17 protein-coding genes and 1 tRNA gene are annotated in these 16048 nt (G+C 50.0%); 16 read left to right on the top strand and 2 right to left on the bottom strand.

Annotation, left to right across the window (positions count from 1 at the left end):
- Positions 1-13: 13 nt before the first annotated feature.
- The 16 genes from AC2FCQ_RS05720 (at position 14) to AC2FCQ_RS05645 (ending at position 15239) form a co-directional block, all read left to right on the top strand.
- Positions 14-376 (top strand): antiterminator Q family protein, encoded by a 363-nt coding sequence (locus tag AC2FCQ_RS05720; RefSeq protein WP_490308458.1) that lies wholly within the window; start codon positions 14-16, stop codon positions 374-376.
- 726 nt (positions 377-1102) lie between these two features.
- A complete protein-coding gene (locus AC2FCQ_RS05715; protein WP_490308457.1) occupies positions 1103-1414 on the top strand; it encodes a phage holin family protein in 312 nt (103 codons plus the stop codon).
- Positions 1411-1851, top strand: coding sequence for a lysozyme (locus AC2FCQ_RS05710; protein ID WP_490308456.1), 441 nt, complete (start codon positions 1411-1413; stop codon positions 1849-1851). The genes AC2FCQ_RS05715 and AC2FCQ_RS05710 overlap by 4 nt, the downstream gene beginning before the upstream one ends.
- 151 nt (positions 1852-2002) lie before the next feature.
- The gene (locus tag AC2FCQ_RS05705) at positions 2003-2401 is read left to right on the top strand and encodes a hypothetical protein (protein WP_490308455.1); all 399 of its coding nucleotides are present in this window, start codon (positions 2003-2005) and stop codon (positions 2399-2401) included.
- Positions 2398-2790 (top strand): HK97-gp10 family putative phage morphogenesis protein, encoded by a 393-nt coding sequence (locus AC2FCQ_RS05700; protein WP_490308454.1) that lies wholly within the window; start codon positions 2398-2400, stop codon positions 2788-2790. Before AC2FCQ_RS05705 ends, AC2FCQ_RS05700 begins: the two co-directional genes overlap by 4 nt.
- 42 nt (positions 2791-2832) lie before the next feature.
- The gene (locus AC2FCQ_RS05695) at positions 2833-3288 is read left to right on the top strand and encodes a phage tail protein (protein WP_490308453.1); all 456 of its coding nucleotides are present in this window, start codon (positions 2833-2835) and stop codon (positions 3286-3288) included.
- Positions 3289-3423: 135 nt separating this feature from the next.
- A complete protein-coding gene (locus tag AC2FCQ_RS05690) occupies positions 3424-3789 on the top strand; it encodes a phage tail protein (protein ID WP_490308452.1) in 366 nt (121 codons plus the stop codon).
- 23 nt (positions 3790-3812) lie between these two features.
- Positions 3813-4028 carry a hypothetical protein gene (locus AC2FCQ_RS05685; protein WP_490308450.1) on the top strand — a complete coding sequence of 72 codons (216 nt, stop codon included), beginning with the start codon at positions 3813-3815 and terminating at the stop codon, positions 4026-4028.
- Positions 4021-6366 (top strand): phage tail tape measure protein, encoded by a 2346-nt coding sequence (locus AC2FCQ_RS05680; protein WP_490308449.1) that lies wholly within the window; start codon positions 4021-4023, stop codon positions 6364-6366. The genes AC2FCQ_RS05685 and AC2FCQ_RS05680 overlap by 8 nt, the downstream gene beginning before the upstream one ends.
- Positions 6363-6698, top strand: a complete 336-nt coding sequence (locus AC2FCQ_RS05675; protein ID WP_490308447.1) for a phage tail protein — start codon at positions 6363-6365, stop codon at positions 6696-6698. Before AC2FCQ_RS05680 ends, AC2FCQ_RS05675 begins: the two co-directional genes overlap by 4 nt.
- A gap of 8 nt (positions 6699-6706) precedes the next feature.
- Positions 6707-7459, top strand: a complete 753-nt coding sequence (locus AC2FCQ_RS05670) for a phage minor tail protein L (protein ID WP_490308446.1) — start codon at positions 6707-6709, stop codon at positions 7457-7459.
- 2 nt (positions 7460-7461) lie between these two features.
- Entirely contained in the window at positions 7462-8181 is a 720-nt protein-coding gene (locus AC2FCQ_RS05665; protein ID WP_490308445.1) for a C40 family peptidase, read from the top strand.
- A gap of 3 nt (positions 8182-8184) precedes the next feature.
- Positions 8185-8778 (top strand): tail assembly protein, encoded by a 594-nt coding sequence (locus tag AC2FCQ_RS05660; RefSeq protein ID WP_490308444.1) that lies wholly within the window; start codon positions 8185-8187, stop codon positions 8776-8778.
- A gap of 55 nt (positions 8779-8833) precedes the next feature.
- Entirely contained in the window at positions 8834-12418 is a 3585-nt protein-coding gene (locus AC2FCQ_RS05655) for a TipJ family phage tail tip protein (RefSeq protein ID WP_490308443.1), read from the top strand.
- A gap of 48 nt (positions 12419-12466) precedes the next feature.
- Complete coding sequence (locus tag AC2FCQ_RS05650; RefSeq protein ID WP_490308442.1) at positions 12467-13798, top strand: phage tail fiber protein; 1332 nt, start codon at positions 12467-12469, stop codon at positions 13796-13798.
- A 61-nt stretch (positions 13799-13859) separates the two neighbouring features.
- Positions 13860-15239, top strand: a complete 1380-nt coding sequence (locus AC2FCQ_RS05645; protein WP_490308441.1) for a phage tail fiber protein — start codon at positions 13860-13862, stop codon at positions 15237-15239.
- A gap of 258 nt (positions 15240-15497) precedes the next feature.
- Here AC2FCQ_RS05645 and AC2FCQ_RS05640 read toward each other — a convergent pair whose 3' ends face one another.
- On the bottom strand, positions 15498-15740 hold the full coding sequence (locus AC2FCQ_RS05640) for a DinI family protein (protein ID WP_490308440.1): 243 nt from the start codon (positions 15738-15740) through the stop codon (positions 15498-15500).
- A 181-nt stretch (positions 15741-15921) separates the two neighbouring features.
- Positions 15922-15998 (bottom strand) — tRNA-Pro (locus AC2FCQ_RS05635).
- Positions 15999-16048 lie beyond the last annotated feature (50 nt).

Here is a 16048-nt window from a genome sequence, read left to right as displayed (position 1 = left end):
CGGAGAGGTCAGTATGAGAGATATGAACAAAGTTTTGGAACGGTGGGGAGTATGGGCGCGTGATAGCAGCGGGATTGACTATTCTCCAATTGCCGCTGGTTTTAAGGGCCTACTGCCGCATAGGTCATCTGGTGAACTATCCTGTTGCGATGATGATGGATTGGTTATCGACGGTTGTGTCATTCGCTTGAAGAAATATAAACCTGAAGAGTTCGACTTGCTGATTGCGCATCATGTTTATGGGGTATCGCTTCGCAAGATAGCGAGAAAAAGAAAATGTTCAGATGGCACGGTACGAAAAGAGATGCAAACTGCGGAAGGTTTCGTGGGGGGATGTTTGGCGATGCTGGATGTGAAGTTGAGTATGGATTACTGAAATCCTCCGGCCAGGTTTTTATTCATATACTGTGTTGGTGTTATTTTAAAGAGAGTGTAAAAGTTAATATTTTAAAGCCGATTTTCACTCTGTAGTGGCTGGTGTAATTTCAATAATAAAAATATAGTGCGTGCTAAAAATAATTTTACCTGATTTTTGTGATAAGACATTACGCAATCACTCAATAAAAAAACCTCGCTTCTGCGGGTTTTTTTGCTTTCAATAACCAACGTTTTTCACCTTAATAAGTTCTTTAATATGATTTTATGTATGTGAATATTATAAAATAACAGCAATATCAATTGGTTATTTTTTTTTGATAAAAAATTAACGCGTACGCAAAAATGCTGATAGTCTGATATAAATGGCAGTTGCTTACGTGGTGGTGGAAGTGTAACCCAGTCATTGGTTTTTTAAAGGATAAAAATAGTTTAAAAAAACTAACGCGTACGCAAAAATGGCTGTAATCTGATAAAAGTAGTTAGTTGGTTACGCACTGACCCAATCTAAAACCTCGCTTTGGCGGGGTTTTGTTTTTTTAGTCTGCTGACTGAAAAGTACGGTTTGAGGCCGCGAGCTATTGGCCACTTTCCACAATATCTGAAAACTTCACTATGCCTATATAATGTGAATATTGTGTCACAAAAAATGAGACCACCTTTGGGTGGTCTTTTTTATTTCAATTACCCGATGTTCGGGCAATGCCCCGGAAGGGGGAGGGAGGTTATGAAAATGCCCTGGAAAAGTGAGCCCAACATCCTATCTATGCTGATTGCCGTTGGCATGACCTTGTTGGGCGCCATTGCCAGTTACTCATTCAAAATATTGAGCGGAGAGGCGTTCAGTTGGCGAACGCTGTTTCTACAGCTATTTGTTTCTATTTTCGCCGGTTTGACCATGGTGATGATTGCGCTGCATTACGACTGGCCAACGGAAGTTATGGGCGGTGTTTGCGGCATGGCCGGTTGGTCGGGTGCATCGCTGATCAAATCGTTGGAACGCCGATTTCTCAACAAAGCCTCAGGGGGAAGCCAATGAAGCTGAGTGAAAACGGAATGGCACTGATTAAGCATGCGGAAGGGTTGCGTCTGAAGGCATATCAGGACTCGGTGGGCGTCTGGACCATCGGCTATGGCTGGACACATCCTGTGGAGGGCAAGAAAGTCGGCGCTGGCATGCAAATTAGCCAGACGATGGCAGAACGTTTACTGAGGTGTGGCATCGCTCAGTTTGAACAAGGCGTCGGTCAATTGGTGAATGTACCTATCACCCAGGGGCAATTTGATGCTCTGGTGAGCTTTGCTTATAACCTTGGCTTACGTTCGCTGGCATCCTCGACTTTACTTCGCAGGGTGAACGCCGGTGATAAGCAAGGTGCAGCTAACGAATTTGGTCGTTGGGTAAATGCCGGTGGTATAAGGCTCGATGGGTTGGTGGCAAGGCGTGCCGCAGAGTGCGCATTGTTTTTATCCTAAATGGCCGCTTGTTATTCCCCAGACGTTCTGTTGCTCGTCGCATACCCCTGCCGCAGCGTTTCTTATCGTAAAAACAATGAATACACATGAACCTCGATGTGCAGATCTTCTGTACCTCAAGCTACTCGATTGCAGATGACAACGGAGGCTGATGCTCACAATGATTGAATTTGAAATTAAAACTGCACTGGAGGAATTAACTCATATGTCGGTATATCCGCTGGTGCTGTCGGATCCCGGACAAGAGGGCGTGACCTATCAGAAAATCAGCGACTTGAAGCTGAATACCGGTTTAGTCGATACCTCACTGGTGCAGAGTCGCTTTCAAATCGTGTTGTACGTTATAGATGACTACGCCCGGCTAATCACGCTGGACAAGACCATTCTTACCGCCTGGGAGGGGATTCAGCACGGTCATATTGGGCATTGGCCGGTACAGGCCGTGACGCGCAGCACGATCTTGCAAGGCGCCACAACGCTGGCTGATAACCGTATTCAATACCGCATGGTGCGCGATTACATCATTTGCCATTCGGAGAACGCAGCATGATTGGCGTCAACGTTTTCGGCATGGCTGAGTTGGCTCGCAGGCTAGAGGCCGTGAAGCGTGATGTTGCCTCAAGAGTTCTGCATGACGCCGGGCGCTCTGCCTTGGCTCCCGTGCTCAGGGATATGCCGCAGTATATCGGCGATAGCGCGATGGAAAACGAAGCGCATTTGCGTGACAGCATTGCCATCGTTTCTGGTGTTGCCGGTTGGGGGACGCTGACGCTGCGTGTCGGCCCCAGTAAGAAGCATTACCAAAAAGCATTGGCGCAGGAGTACGGCACGGTAACTCAAGCTGCCGTGCCATTTATCCGGCCAGCATTGGATCACAACAAAACCCAAGTGTTACGCATCCTGGCGGCCAACATCCGCTATGGCATCGAAAACCGGTAGCAACCGCTACCACCATCCTTCATCAAAAAAGAGAGAGAAATTATGGCTGATAAAACTTCGCCAGAGTACGCCATGCTGCCTACTGGAACTATCGTTAAGTGGGGCACCGTAGGCGCCACGCCGGCGACGATGAAAGCACTGACGAACTGTAAAGCGATAGGTGAAATGGGGCAAACGGGCAGTTTTGTTGACTGCACCACGTTGCTTGATACCACGAAACAGTTTATTTCCGACCTGCCTGAGGGGGCGGAGAAATCCCTTGGCTTTATCGACGATCCTGCCAATACCGATTTTGCCGCGTTCCTGAATGCTGCAGATAAGCGTGAAACCGTGCAGTTTTATGTTGAGTTGCCGAATGGCCGCACTTCCACCTCTATCTTGTCTTTATCTGGTTGGAAAATGAATGAGATCACCGCCCCAGCGAGTGAAGTTATTCAAATCACCGTACAGGGCAAACAGAATAGCAACACCTGGGGAGCGGTAACAGCGAAGGTCTGACAAATCAACAAATCGCGTTGAATAAGCGCCCGGGGCGAACCGCCTCTGGGTGCTTGCAGAGTGTTTTCCGCCGCAGGCAACAATGACCTGCGGCGATCATTTATATAAATCACGCATTGTGAAAAAGGAATAACCGTGACTGAGAAATATGATCTGAAGGCCCTAAAAGCGGCGCTGTTGAAATCCGACGACCACGTGATTGAAACGCCAATTTTTGGAGTCAAGACTTTCATCCGCCGTCTGAAAGCCGCTGAGCTTCAGGAAAATGAAGATGGCATGAAAGCCGCCATCGACAGTGGCGATATGAGCCAAGCGGCAAAGCTCAACGTTCAACTCCTACTGTCTTGTTTTATGACGCCGGACGGTAAGCGCATCCCGGCAAGCGCGTTGCCCAGCGTGGATGAGCTGCTGGCGGCACATGACAACCCAACGTTGGTCGATGCCATTGGCACCGTCAAACGTCATGCGGTCGGTAGCCTGGAGGATGCGGAAAAAAACTGACTGACTCGCCCTGGCTGATGTTGATGTTTCAACTGGCCGATCGCTGGGGTGAGTCGGACCCACGCAAGATCGCCGCGTTGCCGGCGCAAATCCTGAATCACTGGCGGGCATATTTCAAACTGCAGGGCATCACTGCTGATACTTTGGAAAATGCCCCTATTCATCAATCCGTTCAGCCGGTGCAAAGCAGTATTGATATGCAGTGTGCTGACGTTATGCGAGTGCTGGGAAATGGCTGATGTAGCATCGTTGGCGGTCGGGTTGTACCTGAATGACGCCAACTTTAAGAACAAACTGACGGCGGCTTACCGTACCGCCGGCGATCAATCCACCAAGTTTAATCGTCAGGCTCAACAGGACGCGAAAAAGACCGATGAGGCCTATCAACGCATCGGCGGTACTCTTGGTGGCCTGGCGGGCAAATTGGCAGGTCTGACAGGTGTTGACTTGTCGCTGAGGGATCTCGTTGCTACCGCCCGGCAGTATGGGCAGGTGCTCACCGAACTTTCTTCCGTCACGAGCGCGGCGACAGCGCAGATGAAACAATTGGATGACGCGGCTCGCCAGGCGAGCAACAGCTCTGGAGAAGGGGGAGGCAGCCGAACGGAGGAGGTGTTGAAGCTGGCCTCTGGTCTGAATGACAGCGCGGCGGCTTGGCGCGATCAGGCAGCGGCTGCGCGTAGCGCCGCGCAGGCGACGGAGGGGGTCAGTTCCGCATCCCATATTGCCAACGTAGCCCTGGGAGCGCTTGGCGGCCCGATCGGTGTCGCCATCCAGGCGGGATTAGCGATGCTGTATTTTCATGAGCAGAACCAATTGGCTCGGCAATCGGCTTTGGCGTTGAAAGATGCGGCAATTGAAGTCATCCCAACCCTGGCTGAGATGTCTGATAAACAGTTAGCCGTAAAACAATTGGATTATAGCGATCAGCTTAAGAATCTTTTGGATGAAAAAAAGAAACTGCAAGCTAATGAAACATATCTCAAAACACGGATACAACAGGCTAATAAAGCATGGGGGGGCGGCCGCTTCTTGTTTGGGAATCCAGAGGACCGGAAGAATGAACTGACTCGAACGGTTGCTGACATGGAGTCGATGGATGAAGCCATCAAGAAAACTCGTATTAACCTGGACAATGTTAACAGCGCTCGTTTTTCTGCACACACAGCGCTTGGTCAGCGTGTCAGCCAGCTTGCCTCTGATGTCAAGGGAATAACAAAGCCAGATCAGACTGCTAACGATAAACCCCCCGTTGCTTTCCCTATTTATCCATTGGGGATTGTAGAGTCAGGTAATCGTGGACGTGAAAGACAGCAGTCTCTGGATCAGTACCAGCAACTGCGTCAGCAGATCGAGCAGGCACATCTTAGCAGCCTCGACAAGATCGCCTTGGATGAGCAAAGCGCTCAATCCAGGTTAGCGTCAACGGCCAAAGCCGCCGGTGTTAGTCAGGCTGACGTACAGCGTGAGATGGCGCTGAATGCCGAGAACTATCAGCGGCAGCGCGAACAGCTGGCTGAGCAATACGCACCTGGGAAGGCAGTGGTACGCAAGGAGCAAGAGGTCAGCAAAGAGCTAAAAGCGCTGTATGACGGGCGGCTGCTAACCGAGAATGAATACCAGACTGCCAGCCAGATGCAGCAGCAAGAAACAGCGCGACAGCGGTTGAAGGCAGAGACCGATACTCTTGCCGCGCCACGCTTGAGCATTGCCGGTGATGTGGATCCTGCAGCGCGATTGAACAACCAGCTAGTGCAACAGCAAGCTCAATACCAAGCTTATTATCAGCAGGGTTTCCTGGATAAACAGCGTTACGAGCTGTTGATGCAGGCGGCAACGCAGGAATCAGCAGACGCTCAGTATCAGCAGGCACTGAGCCTGTACGGGGGCCAGAGCCGCGTGCACAAAATGGCATTGGGGTTGGTGGATATGGCGCGAGAACGGACCTCCAGCATGATGTTTGATTTGCTGACCGGCACGCAGAGTTTTAAACAGAATATGCTTGGGCTGTTTTCTTCCATTACCCAGTCTGTGGTTCAGCAACTTATCGATATGGCGATGCAAGCGTTGTTGACGAGAACCATTCTCTCTACCTTTATGAGCATCGGCGGTGGCTTGCTTGGTGGTGCTAGTGCTGGTGCCAGTGCAGCAGGTTCTGGTGCGATGGGGATGCCGACGGATTGGTCGGGTTATGTTCCCAATGCTAAAGGGGGTGTCTATAAATCGCCTTCGCTGAGTGCTTACAGTGGGCAAGTGGTGAACAACCCGACTCTGTTTGCTTTCGCCAAGGGCGCCGGCTTGATGGGTGAGGCTGGTCCAGAAGCGATCATGCCGCTTAAGCGTGGCTCGGATGGTTCTCTGGGTGTTCAGGCGAATGGCGTGATGGGGAATTCATCGCTAATTAACGTCGACATCACAATTAATTCAGAGGGTGCTAGCCAGGTACAGGCCACGGGTGGCTTTGAATCCGCAGGAAACGACATTGCCAATTATGTCGATCAGCGCTTTCGCATGTTACTGAACAAAAGCATGAGCCAGGGCGGGACATTGAATCGAGCAATCAAGGGGAACCGATGAAACTAGAAACGTTCAACTTTCCTGCACGGGTTGGTACCTCTGGCGATATCGAGCCGGTAGTGAGAACGACCCAGTTTGGGGACGGGTACGCCCAGAGCTCCGGTGAGGGTATCAACAGCGAGAAGGAAAGCTGGCCATTGATGTTTGTCGGTGTATGGGATGAGATAAAGCCCATCGTCAAATTTCTGCGGGAGCACAAAGGTTACCGCTCCTTTAAGTGGAAAAACCCGATGTTTGAGCTGGGTCTCTATCAGGCAGGCAAATACACCGTACAGGCCAGTGGCGCTTACTTTTCTCTTTCCGTTACCTTTACCCGCGCCTACCACCCATAGGAAAAATCATGTCGATTAATACTGATCACCAGCGTCTTGAACCTGGGAGTAAAGTGCGCCTGTTCGTTGTGGATGGGACCCAGTTTAACGGGCCGGAGTTGTACTTCCACAGTTACACCATCCCCCACTCTGAGGGTGAGCTTGAAGCCGCTGGCGATGATCCCGGTATGCTGCTGGCAAAATCAATCTGGTGGCAGGGCCGGGAATATAAACCCTGGCCGGTGAAGATTGAAGGGCTGGAGGTGACCAGCGATGGGTCGGCACCAAGCCCCTCCCTGTCCGTTAGCAATATCGACGGCACGATCGCCTCACTCTGTTTGTACTACCAGAACATGGCTAAAGCCAAGGTGACGATACGCGACACCTATGCGCATTATCTTGACGCCCGTAATTTTCCTGAAGGCAACCCGGAGGCCGATTCGTCTCAGGAAGATATCGAAGTTTGGTATATCGATCGCAAACTGAGCGGGAATAACACGGTCATTGAGTTTGCGTTATCGTCACCGGCAGATCTGGAAGGGCTCATGATCCCCACGCGGCAAATCCACGGGCTCTGTACGTGGTGCATGCGTGGGCAGTATCGCGGCGCATCCTGTGGTTATACTGGCACTGCGTATTTTGATGCAGACGGCAACCCAACCGACGACCCATCGAAAGATGACTGCTCAGGTTTACTTTCTACCGGCTGCGAACCACGTTGGGGGAAAGGCAATCCACTTCCGTTCGGCGGGTTTCCTGGATCCGCCTTGTTGAAGAGGTAATCATGCGAAAGCACATTGTCAGCGCCATTATGGCGCACGCGGAGGCGGAGTATCCAAACGAGTGTTGCGGGCTGGTGGTGCAAAACGGCCGTCGGCAGCGCTATGTGCCGTGCCGTAATTTGGCAGCGGAACCGACGGAGCAATTTAGCCTGGCACCGGAGGATTACGCCGAGGTGGAGGATAGCGGTGATATTGTCAGTATCGTTCATAGCCACCCCGATGCAACGACACAACCCAGCCAACTCGATCTTGCCCAATGCGACCTGTCACAGTTGCCGTGGATCATCGCCAGTTGGCCGGAGGGTGATATCCGGCAGGTAATGCCGACGCAAGGTATCAAGCCGCTGCTGGGGCGTCCATTCGTGCATGGTTTCTGGGACTGCTACGCTATTGTGCGGGATTGGTATCAGCTCGAGCGAGAAATAACCTTGCCGAACTACCTGCGTGAGGATGGTTGGTGGGATCGTGGTGAAAACCTTTATATGAAACTTCATTCAGATGCAGGTTTTTTGCCTGTATCTGGCGAAATGCAAGTCGGCGATGTAATTATTATGCAAGTTCGCGCTGATGAGCCAAACCACGCTGGGGTTTATCTGGGTGAGGGCGTCATGCTCCATCACATGTATGGCCATATGAGCCAGCGCGTTCCCTATGGCGGCTACTGGCTGGCACGGACGATTATTACATTGAGGCATAACTCAAAAATAATTAGAGAAGTATAAATTATGAATCAATATAGGACAGTGCGCTTATATGGTGTACTTGGCTCAACCTTCGGCCGTGTACATCGATTGGTTATCGATACACCGCGTGAGGCAATTAAGGCTCTATCGATAACTATTCCTGGTTTTGAGCGTTTTTTGCAAACTGCAAAAAACAAAGGGCTGACATTTGCTGTATTCAATGGGAAAAAGAATATTGGGCTGGATGAGATAACGTTTACTGGCCGTGAAGATATCAGAATTGCACCGTTAATTATCGGAAGTAAAAAAACTGGGGTATTTCAAACCATTCTAGGTGCAGTATTAGTTGTTGCTGGTACTGTAATAACATATCTATCAGGAGGCACAGCTACACCGCTGACAAGTAGCATGATGATGTCTGGTGCCGCGATGATGCTGGGGGGCGTCGTTCAGATGTTATCGCCCATGCAGGGTGGGTTAGCATCCCGACAAGATCCAGATAACAAACCCAGCTATGCATTTGGTGGCCCGGTTAATACTATTGCACAGGGTAATCCGGTCTCGATTGGGTACGGTAAGCGCCGGGTTGGTGGGGCAATTATTTCAGCCGGTATTTATGCCGAAGACCAGCAATAATTTTTAAAATGAAAAATGACCCGCTCCGGCGGGTTTTTTTATGCCTGGAGTAAATATGACAGCTATCACCGGTAACAAAGGGGGGAGCAGCAACATCACCATCCCAACAGAGTCTCCCGACTCTCTGCAATCTACATCCTATGCCAAAATCCTTTTGGCGCTAGGTGAAGGGGAGTGGGAAGGCGGCCTGGATGGCACAAACATTTTTCTCGATGGTACGCCGATTGTTGCCGCTGACGGTACTCAAAACTTTCCCGGAGTTAAATGGGAATTTCGTTCAGGTACACCCGATCAGGAATACATTCCGGGTATGCCTGATGTAGAAAATGAGATCACTGTCGGCACAGAGTTAACCAGTCAAACTCCGTGGGTTCGCTCGTTGACGAATACCCAGTTATCGGCGTTCCGTCTTCGCTTCTCTTGGCAACAGCTGCAGCAGCAATTAGATAACGGTGATGTCGTCGGCCACCGAATTGAATACGCGATCGACGTGGCGACGGATGGCGGTGCTTATCAGGAGATACTTAATACCGCTATCGATGGTAAGACTACAACGAAATATGAGCGCAGCCATCGCATTGACTTGCCGAAATCCACAACGGGTTGGCAAGTGCGTGTGCGCCGCCTAACGCCGAACAGCACCAGTAATCGGATAGCCGATAAAATGGTGATCGAATCTGTTACTGAGTTGATTGATGTAAAACTGCGATACCCAGAAACAGTATTGTTGTTCATTCAGTTCGACGCTAAGCAATTCCAGAACATTCCGCCGGTGTCCTGCGAACCGAAAATGGGCGTTGTACGCGTACCGACGACTTATGACCCGATCACCCGTTCTTATACCGGTACATGGGATGGTTCATTTAAATGGGCCTGGACGAATAACCCTGCATGGGTGTTTTACGATTTACTGGTCAATGACCGCTATAGCATTGGTGAACGTGTCAAAGCCGAAAATCTGGTGATGACGAAATTTGACCTGTACGCCATTGCTCAGTATTGCGATCAAATGGTGCCTGATGGTCGGGGCGGTGATGGAGTGGAGCCGCGGTTCCTTTGTGATGCTTACATTCAATCTCAAGAGGACGCCTGGACGGTGTTGCGTGACTTTGCCAACATTTTCCGGGGCATGACCTACTGGGCGAAGAACAGCATGAACGCGCTGGCTGATATGCCACGCGACCTGGATTATATCTACACCCGGGCCAACGTTAAAGATGGTGAGTTTAACGACGCAAGCTCAAGTGAGAAAGCGCACTACAGCACGGTTATGGTGAGTTGGGCCGACCCTGCGAACGGCTACCAGGATGCCGTAGCGCCAGTTTTCGAAAACTCACTGATCCGCCGATATGGAATTAAACAGGCTGATATTACAGCGATCGGTTGTACCCGGGAGACCGAGGCAATTCGTCGGGGTAAATGGCTGCTGTTGACGAATGACAAGGACCGGGCGATTAATTTCACCGTAGGTATGGACGGTAATATCCCCCTCCCTGGTTACATCATTGGTGTTGCGGATGAAACGCTGGCCGGTCGCCCACTTGGTGGTCGTATCAGTGCCGTCTCTGGTCGCAATATCACTCTTGACCGCGAATCGTCGGCTGCACTGGGTGAGCGCCTTATTGTTAACTTGCCATCGGGTAAGTCGCAGGCACGCACCATACAGGCAGTAAATGGCCATATCGTTACAGTAACTACCGCATACAGCGAATTGCCGGTAGCGGAATGCGTGTGGGCGGTGGATGCATCCGACCTGGCCATTCAATTGTTCCGAGTGACCGGCGTGACTGAAAATGAAGACGGCGTGTCGTTTGATATTACGGCCATTGAGCACGATCCGAACAAATATGCGCGTATCGATACTGGTGCGCGTATCGAGGATCGCCCGATCACGGTTATTCCTCCTGGCGTACAGCCACCACCGAAGAACGTTGCGATCGGCAGTTTTTCGACGATTAGCCAAAATATTGCCGTTACTACATTACGCGTGATCTGGGATCCGGCAGAAGGCGCTATTGCTTATGAGGCAGAGTGGCGTCGGGATAATGGCAACTGGATACCGGCAGCCAGAACGTCAACGCAGGGGGTCGAGGTACCAGGTATTTATGCCGGACGCTATCAGGCCCGTGTACGTGCTATTAACGCAGCGGAAATTTCCAGCCTCTGGACGAACGCGCCAGAAACTGTGCTGAAAGGCAAAGAAGGGAAACCGCCGGTACCGGTTGGGTTTAAAGCATCGCCTTTGCTGTGGGGCATCCGGCTGGATTGGGGATTCCCTGGAGGCGCCGATGACACGCTAAAAACAGAAATTCACTACGCGGACAATGCTGCAGGCAATAACGCCATGTTGCTGGCTGATATTCCGTACCCGCTGCATACCCACACAATGACCGGGTTGAAGGCTGGGCAAGAGTTCTGGTTTCGTGCACGCTTGCAGGACAGGACCGGGAATATCGGGGACTGGACTGGCTGGATCAGAGGGCAGTCTAACGCGAACGCCGGCGACTATCTCGAGAGTATCGGGGATGGATTCCTGACGGACAAAGACGGTGACCGGCTGACGGGGGACATTGACACAAATATTGAAGCCATACTGCAGAATGCTCTGGCCAACAACGCTACGGTAGAGCATCAGTGGGAACAATACGGCACGGTGCGTGCCGATATTCTTATTGTGAAGACTACCATTGCCGCAGTTGATCGAGCGTTGGCCGAAATGTCTACCCAGGTCCAGGCGCAAATTAACGACGTCACCGCAGTGCTGGAAGACAAACTGACCGCTACGGTAGACGCCAACGGTGCAACGGCCATCCATACGCTGAAAGCGGGCGTGCGGGTGAACGGGACTTTTTATAATGCTGGAATGTCGATAGCGGTATTGGCGGAAGCTGGAAAACCGGTAATCACTCGCGTCGGGTTTAACGCCAACCAGTTTGTGTTGATGAGTGGTAACAACAGTAATCAATATTCGCCATTTGCTGTAGTTGATGGACAGGTGTTTATCAGTGATGCCTTTATTCGTAATGGCACCATTGATAGTGCCAAGATTGCGCAGCATATCCAGTCATCAAATTGGATAGACGGCCAGCGTGGTTGGGCGATAAATAAAGATGGTAGGGCCGAATTCAATAATATTGTCGCTCGTGGGACGATATATGCGGACACCGGTGAGTTTAAAAATGGGGTCATTGGTAACTGCCGGATCCTTGAAAACTGTTCTATTGAGGGGAAACTATCCGCTGCCAATATCGAAGGCGCGATTATGGATGGTTCGATGCTCGCTTGGACAGGGGGGCATACCAATGTCAGTCGTTTTTTACGCTTTGGCGGCAATAATGTTATTCCGGTTCGTGTTTTTGGACAGATTCAGATAACAAGAAGAGGGAGTAATGGCGCGCATGGCTATGGTGGTGTGCGTCAAAATAGAACGGACGGCAGTTATCTTCCTGAAACAATAATAAGCTCAGGAGCTGGTCAGCCCTCTGTCTCAATCGTGTATGTCGATATCTCCGCTGCAAGAGGAGAATCTGTTTTTTGGCATTTGGCTGCTGGGGAATTAAATCAGGCGGCAAATCAAAAAACATCTTTCTTGGTGAATGTTTTTGCCACTCCGCAATATACAGCATTCCGCTTGGAATAATCTTCGTTTCTAGTTCGAGGGTTTATCAATTTAAATTAGGAGAACACCATGCCAGCAGGCACTCTAATCTTAACGAATAACTCCGCTGTAGTGAAGGGGGCGGGAACGGCATTTATCACTGAGCTGAAGGCCGGTGACTTTATCGTGAGCGTAGTTGGAGGGGTAACCTATACGCTGCCGGTGAAGATGATTGACAGCGTCACACAGTTGACGCTGATTAAAGCCTACGATGGCCCGACGCAGGCTGGCGCTGCGTGGTATGCAGTACCGCGCGAGATGCAAAACTCCATTACTGCGCAGTTGGTGTCCGAGGCAACTAAAGCCATGCGTGGGATGAACTACGACAAGCAGAACTGGCAGCAGTTCTTCACCGCTGACGGTGATGTAACGATTACGCTACCAGACAATAGCCAGTCAACGGGGCCTTCTGCTAAAAAGCTTATAAATAGTGTTACCAATAAAGCCAATAAGGGGGGCAATAGCGATATCACATCACTGTCCGGGTTAACTACAGCGCTTAGCGTCCAGCAGGGAGGGACGGGGGCTAAGGATGCAGCAACTGCACGCTCTAATCTCGGGCTTGGGTCCGCGGCAACCGCTAATATAGGTGCTAACCTCAACCAGGTAATGCTCAATGGCGCTTGGGGAATTGGCGGCGGATGGTCTGGATATCAATCCCTCAACACATCGGATATTAACCAGTTACCGGGAACTATGGGGGAGCGTGGGCTTATTGCGTTCAGGAATAACACAAATATTACTAGTCCTGGTTGGCAAACCCCAGCATGGGGGCCATCGCTTTGGGTGAGAACACAGGACGTGTATGCAGTATTTAATATGGCCTCTACAGAGGCTCATTTATCCGTTTCTACCGGCCATACCGCCACCGGCTGGAACCAACATAAAGTTATCTGGCACAGCATGAATACCATTGTCGATGGCAACGGGTTCATAAAAAAGGCATCGCCAGTGACTAACATTTTTGGTGATGGTACTTGTGAAAGCAATAAGGAAGCAGAGGGAGTTAACTGTAAGCGTCTTAGTGTTGGTCTCTATCATGTGGACGGCTGTTTAGGTTTCTATATCGATAATGGCTGGAAATTCGAAGTGCCTAAAGATGAGAACGGTAATGCCTTGCTGTGGGTTGATTACAACGTTGAGAAAGATGGTTCAATTATCTTTAAGACTTATCATCGAACTAATGAGTGTTCAATTCCTGAATTACAGAATAATGTTGATGGCTACAAAAATGGCGACCCTATCGACATTCCTGAAGGAAAGTTTTTAATGGTTAGATTGAATGTCCCAAATAGCCAATTCGATGAATATGTTCCCGATAATTCAATTCCCCAGCCATTTAACGAGTCTGATGTTGAGTGAAATAAACACATGCATTTTCTACACAGTACGTTCTAACGGGTTTTCTAATTGGAGTTAGTATATGACGGTTATTAGCGGTGTATTAAAAGGACCTTATGGCGACGCCCGGACAGGCGTAACTATTACGATGCGATCAATTAAAACCTCGTCAACGGTGCTTAATCTGGCAAAGTCTCAATCGGTGACGAATGACAGCGGCCTGTATTCGTTAAACGTAGAGCCAGGCGCATACGAAGTCATTGTATCTGTTTACGGTTCTCAACCGGAACGAGTGGGCACAATAGAAGTTTATACCGATTCCCTTCCCGGCACGCTCAATGACTTCCTGCACCGCCCTGGTGAAAGCGACATAACACCGGAGATTGTACAAACTGTTGATCGCATGCGTCTGGAGGCTGCAGAGTCTGCCAACAAATCAGCTGGGTCAGCAACGGCGGCAAAGCAAAGCGAGAATAAAGCAGCAGCTACATTGGCAGGGGCTGTTAAAGAAAGTTCGCGTGCTGTCGTAATCCCTGCAGTTGTGAATGCGATCGGTAGCGCTCAGGGGTATTTAAAATTAGCCACTCTCGCAGCGACAACAACGGGAATATCCGGTGTACATTTGCTTATAGCTGCTGGCAGAACATACGGCAATCCCGGGCTGGATATCAAGCTGGTCCAATTTTCAGCGCGTAATGCTACAGCATCGGTAATTGATCCCCGTGGTCTGATGGTTGCTGGTATTGGCCCCGGTGGCTCAGATGTGAAATTTGGCGCGGTATACAATCCAGATATAGCACGTTGGGAGCTATGGATGGTTGGGCCTGCTTACAGCATGCCATCTATAACGATTCTTGCAAGTAGTTCGCCGACGGCAATGTTTGGCATTGATGTTGTAAAAGATACAACATGGCAGAAAACAGGCCCCAGTGGACTCACTACAGTTAAAGAAAGCCGGGTCTTTACTGATTATAACGTAACGGTGGATGGTAATGGCTTCTTGAAAGCTGCATCACCCATCGCCAGGCTTTCCGGGGAGCCTGAAAAAATGCCAGATGATTACCTAAACGGTTTTACTCTTTCCGGTTGTGTGGCAGTGAACGGGGAGGCAGAAGGTGTAACCGCTGAGCGTATTTCTGTCGGGGTTTATAAGGTCACTGGTTCGCTTGGCTTTGCTGAGGAAGGCTGGAATATCGAAGTACCCCAGGACGTTAACGGTAACCGTCTATGCTTTGTGGAAACCAGCACCGGTAAAGATGGTACAATTTATGTGAAGGTCAGCAGGCGCCGTTTTGATGTTGATACTGCAGCTATTGTGGCTGGCGAGCCAATGGACATTCCTGATGGCCGCTGGATTGATCTGCGCCTTGAGAGGCCGGTGCGAGAGGTGGTTGAAGAGCTTATCACTGGTGTACAAGAGCCGCAGGTTGATGATCTTCGGTCCGAATCTGTTGCTCTGTAATGTTAAGAGCCGGAATGTTTTCCGGCTCTTAACGACGTTATAGACGTTGAAGGAAATAGCAGCTTCTATAGCGTCATTTTTAGTTTTAAAAGGAATTGGGGGATGAGAACCATTGATGGACGTTTTGGCATACAACCAATACATGCACTCTTCATCTTCTCGAATCCCAACCTGATGGCGCAGTTGCGATCAGGCTCTGGGTATTGTCTTTTTCGGTAAGAATGAAATCTTGTTTACTGGCTAGGCTTAAACGAGCCATTAGATATCAGCGACCAACCATTCATCGGCTTCTTCGAACATCTCTTCCAACATACGATTGAGCTTTTCTCTGTCGCTTTTGTTTGCGTCGGAGTTAAGCCCATTCGCCTGCATCGGCTTCACTCTCACATCGGCATCGGGGAAAATCCGATGTACCCGCTTCGTCAACTCAGCCAGGATCAGTTCATCAGCGCCAGGCAGTTCTGCCACATTACGTTTATCAAAAACGAGTTCTACAAACATTTCGAAACCTCAAATAACACTGTTTATTATTACAGTGTATTTGAGTGTGGAGTTTTTTCAAAGCTTGGATTTTTAGGTGGTGTGGTTGGTGGGTTTTACCCGCATATTGCCAGTGTTTTACCATCGTAAAATGGCAGGCATAAAAAAACCAACCACAAGGGGTTGGTTTTTCTAAGGATTTTGGTCGGCATGAGAGGATTCGAACCTCCGACCCCCGACACCCCATGACGGTGCGCTACCAAGCTGCGCTACATGCCGATACTATGGAAAATTATACTACCTGTTCCAAACGCCAAAGCAAGAGTACA

The organism is Serratia sp. CoH_134_PS_4 (genome assembly GCF_058190535.1).
The sequence above is the reverse complement of the archived record's forward strand: the minus strand, read 5'-3'. Positions and strand labels throughout refer to the sequence as shown.

Excerpts from the sequence above, each read along its gene's own strand:
- AC2FCQ_RS05720 (WP_490308458.1), top strand. The coding sequence starts at position 14 with ATGAGAGATATGAACAAAGTTTTGGAACGGTGGGGAGTATGGGCGCGT.
- AC2FCQ_RS05715 (WP_490308457.1), top strand. The coding sequence starts at position 1,103 with ATGAAAATGCCCTGGAAAAGTGAGCCCAACATCCTATCTATGCTGATT.
- AC2FCQ_RS05710 (WP_490308456.1), top strand. The coding sequence starts at position 1,411 with ATGAAGCTGAGTGAAAACGGAATGGCACTGATTAAGCATGCGGAAGGG.
- AC2FCQ_RS05705 (WP_490308455.1), top strand. The coding sequence starts at position 2,003 with ATGCTCACAATGATTGAATTTGAAATTAAAACTGCACTGGAGGAATTA.
- AC2FCQ_RS05700 (WP_490308454.1), top strand. The coding sequence starts at position 2,398 with ATGATTGGCGTCAACGTTTTCGGCATGGCTGAGTTGGCTCGCAGGCTA.
- AC2FCQ_RS05695 (WP_490308453.1), top strand. The coding sequence starts at position 2,833 with ATGGCTGATAAAACTTCGCCAGAGTACGCCATGCTGCCTACTGGAACT.
- AC2FCQ_RS05685 (WP_490308450.1), top strand. The coding sequence starts at position 3,813 with ATGTTTCAACTGGCCGATCGCTGGGGTGAGTCGGACCCACGCAAGATC.
- AC2FCQ_RS05680 (WP_490308449.1), top strand. The coding sequence starts at position 4,021 with ATGGCTGATGTAGCATCGTTGGCGGTCGGGTTGTACCTGAATGACGCC.
- AC2FCQ_RS05675 (WP_490308447.1), top strand. The coding sequence starts at position 6,363 with ATGAAACTAGAAACGTTCAACTTTCCTGCACGGGTTGGTACCTCTGGC.
- AC2FCQ_RS05670 (WP_490308446.1), top strand. The coding sequence starts at position 6,707 with ATGTCGATTAATACTGATCACCAGCGTCTTGAACCTGGGAGTAAAGTG.
- AC2FCQ_RS05665 (WP_490308445.1), top strand. The coding sequence starts at position 7,462 with ATGCGAAAGCACATTGTCAGCGCCATTATGGCGCACGCGGAGGCGGAG.
- AC2FCQ_RS05660 (WP_490308444.1), top strand. The coding sequence starts at position 8,185 with ATGAATCAATATAGGACAGTGCGCTTATATGGTGTACTTGGCTCAACC.
- AC2FCQ_RS05655 (WP_490308443.1), top strand. The coding sequence starts at position 8,834 with ATGACAGCTATCACCGGTAACAAAGGGGGGAGCAGCAACATCACCATC.
- AC2FCQ_RS05650 (WP_490308442.1), top strand. The coding sequence starts at position 12,467 with ATGCCAGCAGGCACTCTAATCTTAACGAATAACTCCGCTGTAGTGAAG.
- AC2FCQ_RS05645 (WP_490308441.1), top strand. The coding sequence starts at position 13,860 with ATGACGGTTATTAGCGGTGTATTAAAAGGACCTTATGGCGACGCCCGG.
- AC2FCQ_RS05640 (WP_490308440.1), bottom strand. The coding sequence starts at position 15,740 with ATGTTTGTAGAACTCGTTTTTGATAAACGTAATGTGGCAGAACTGCCT.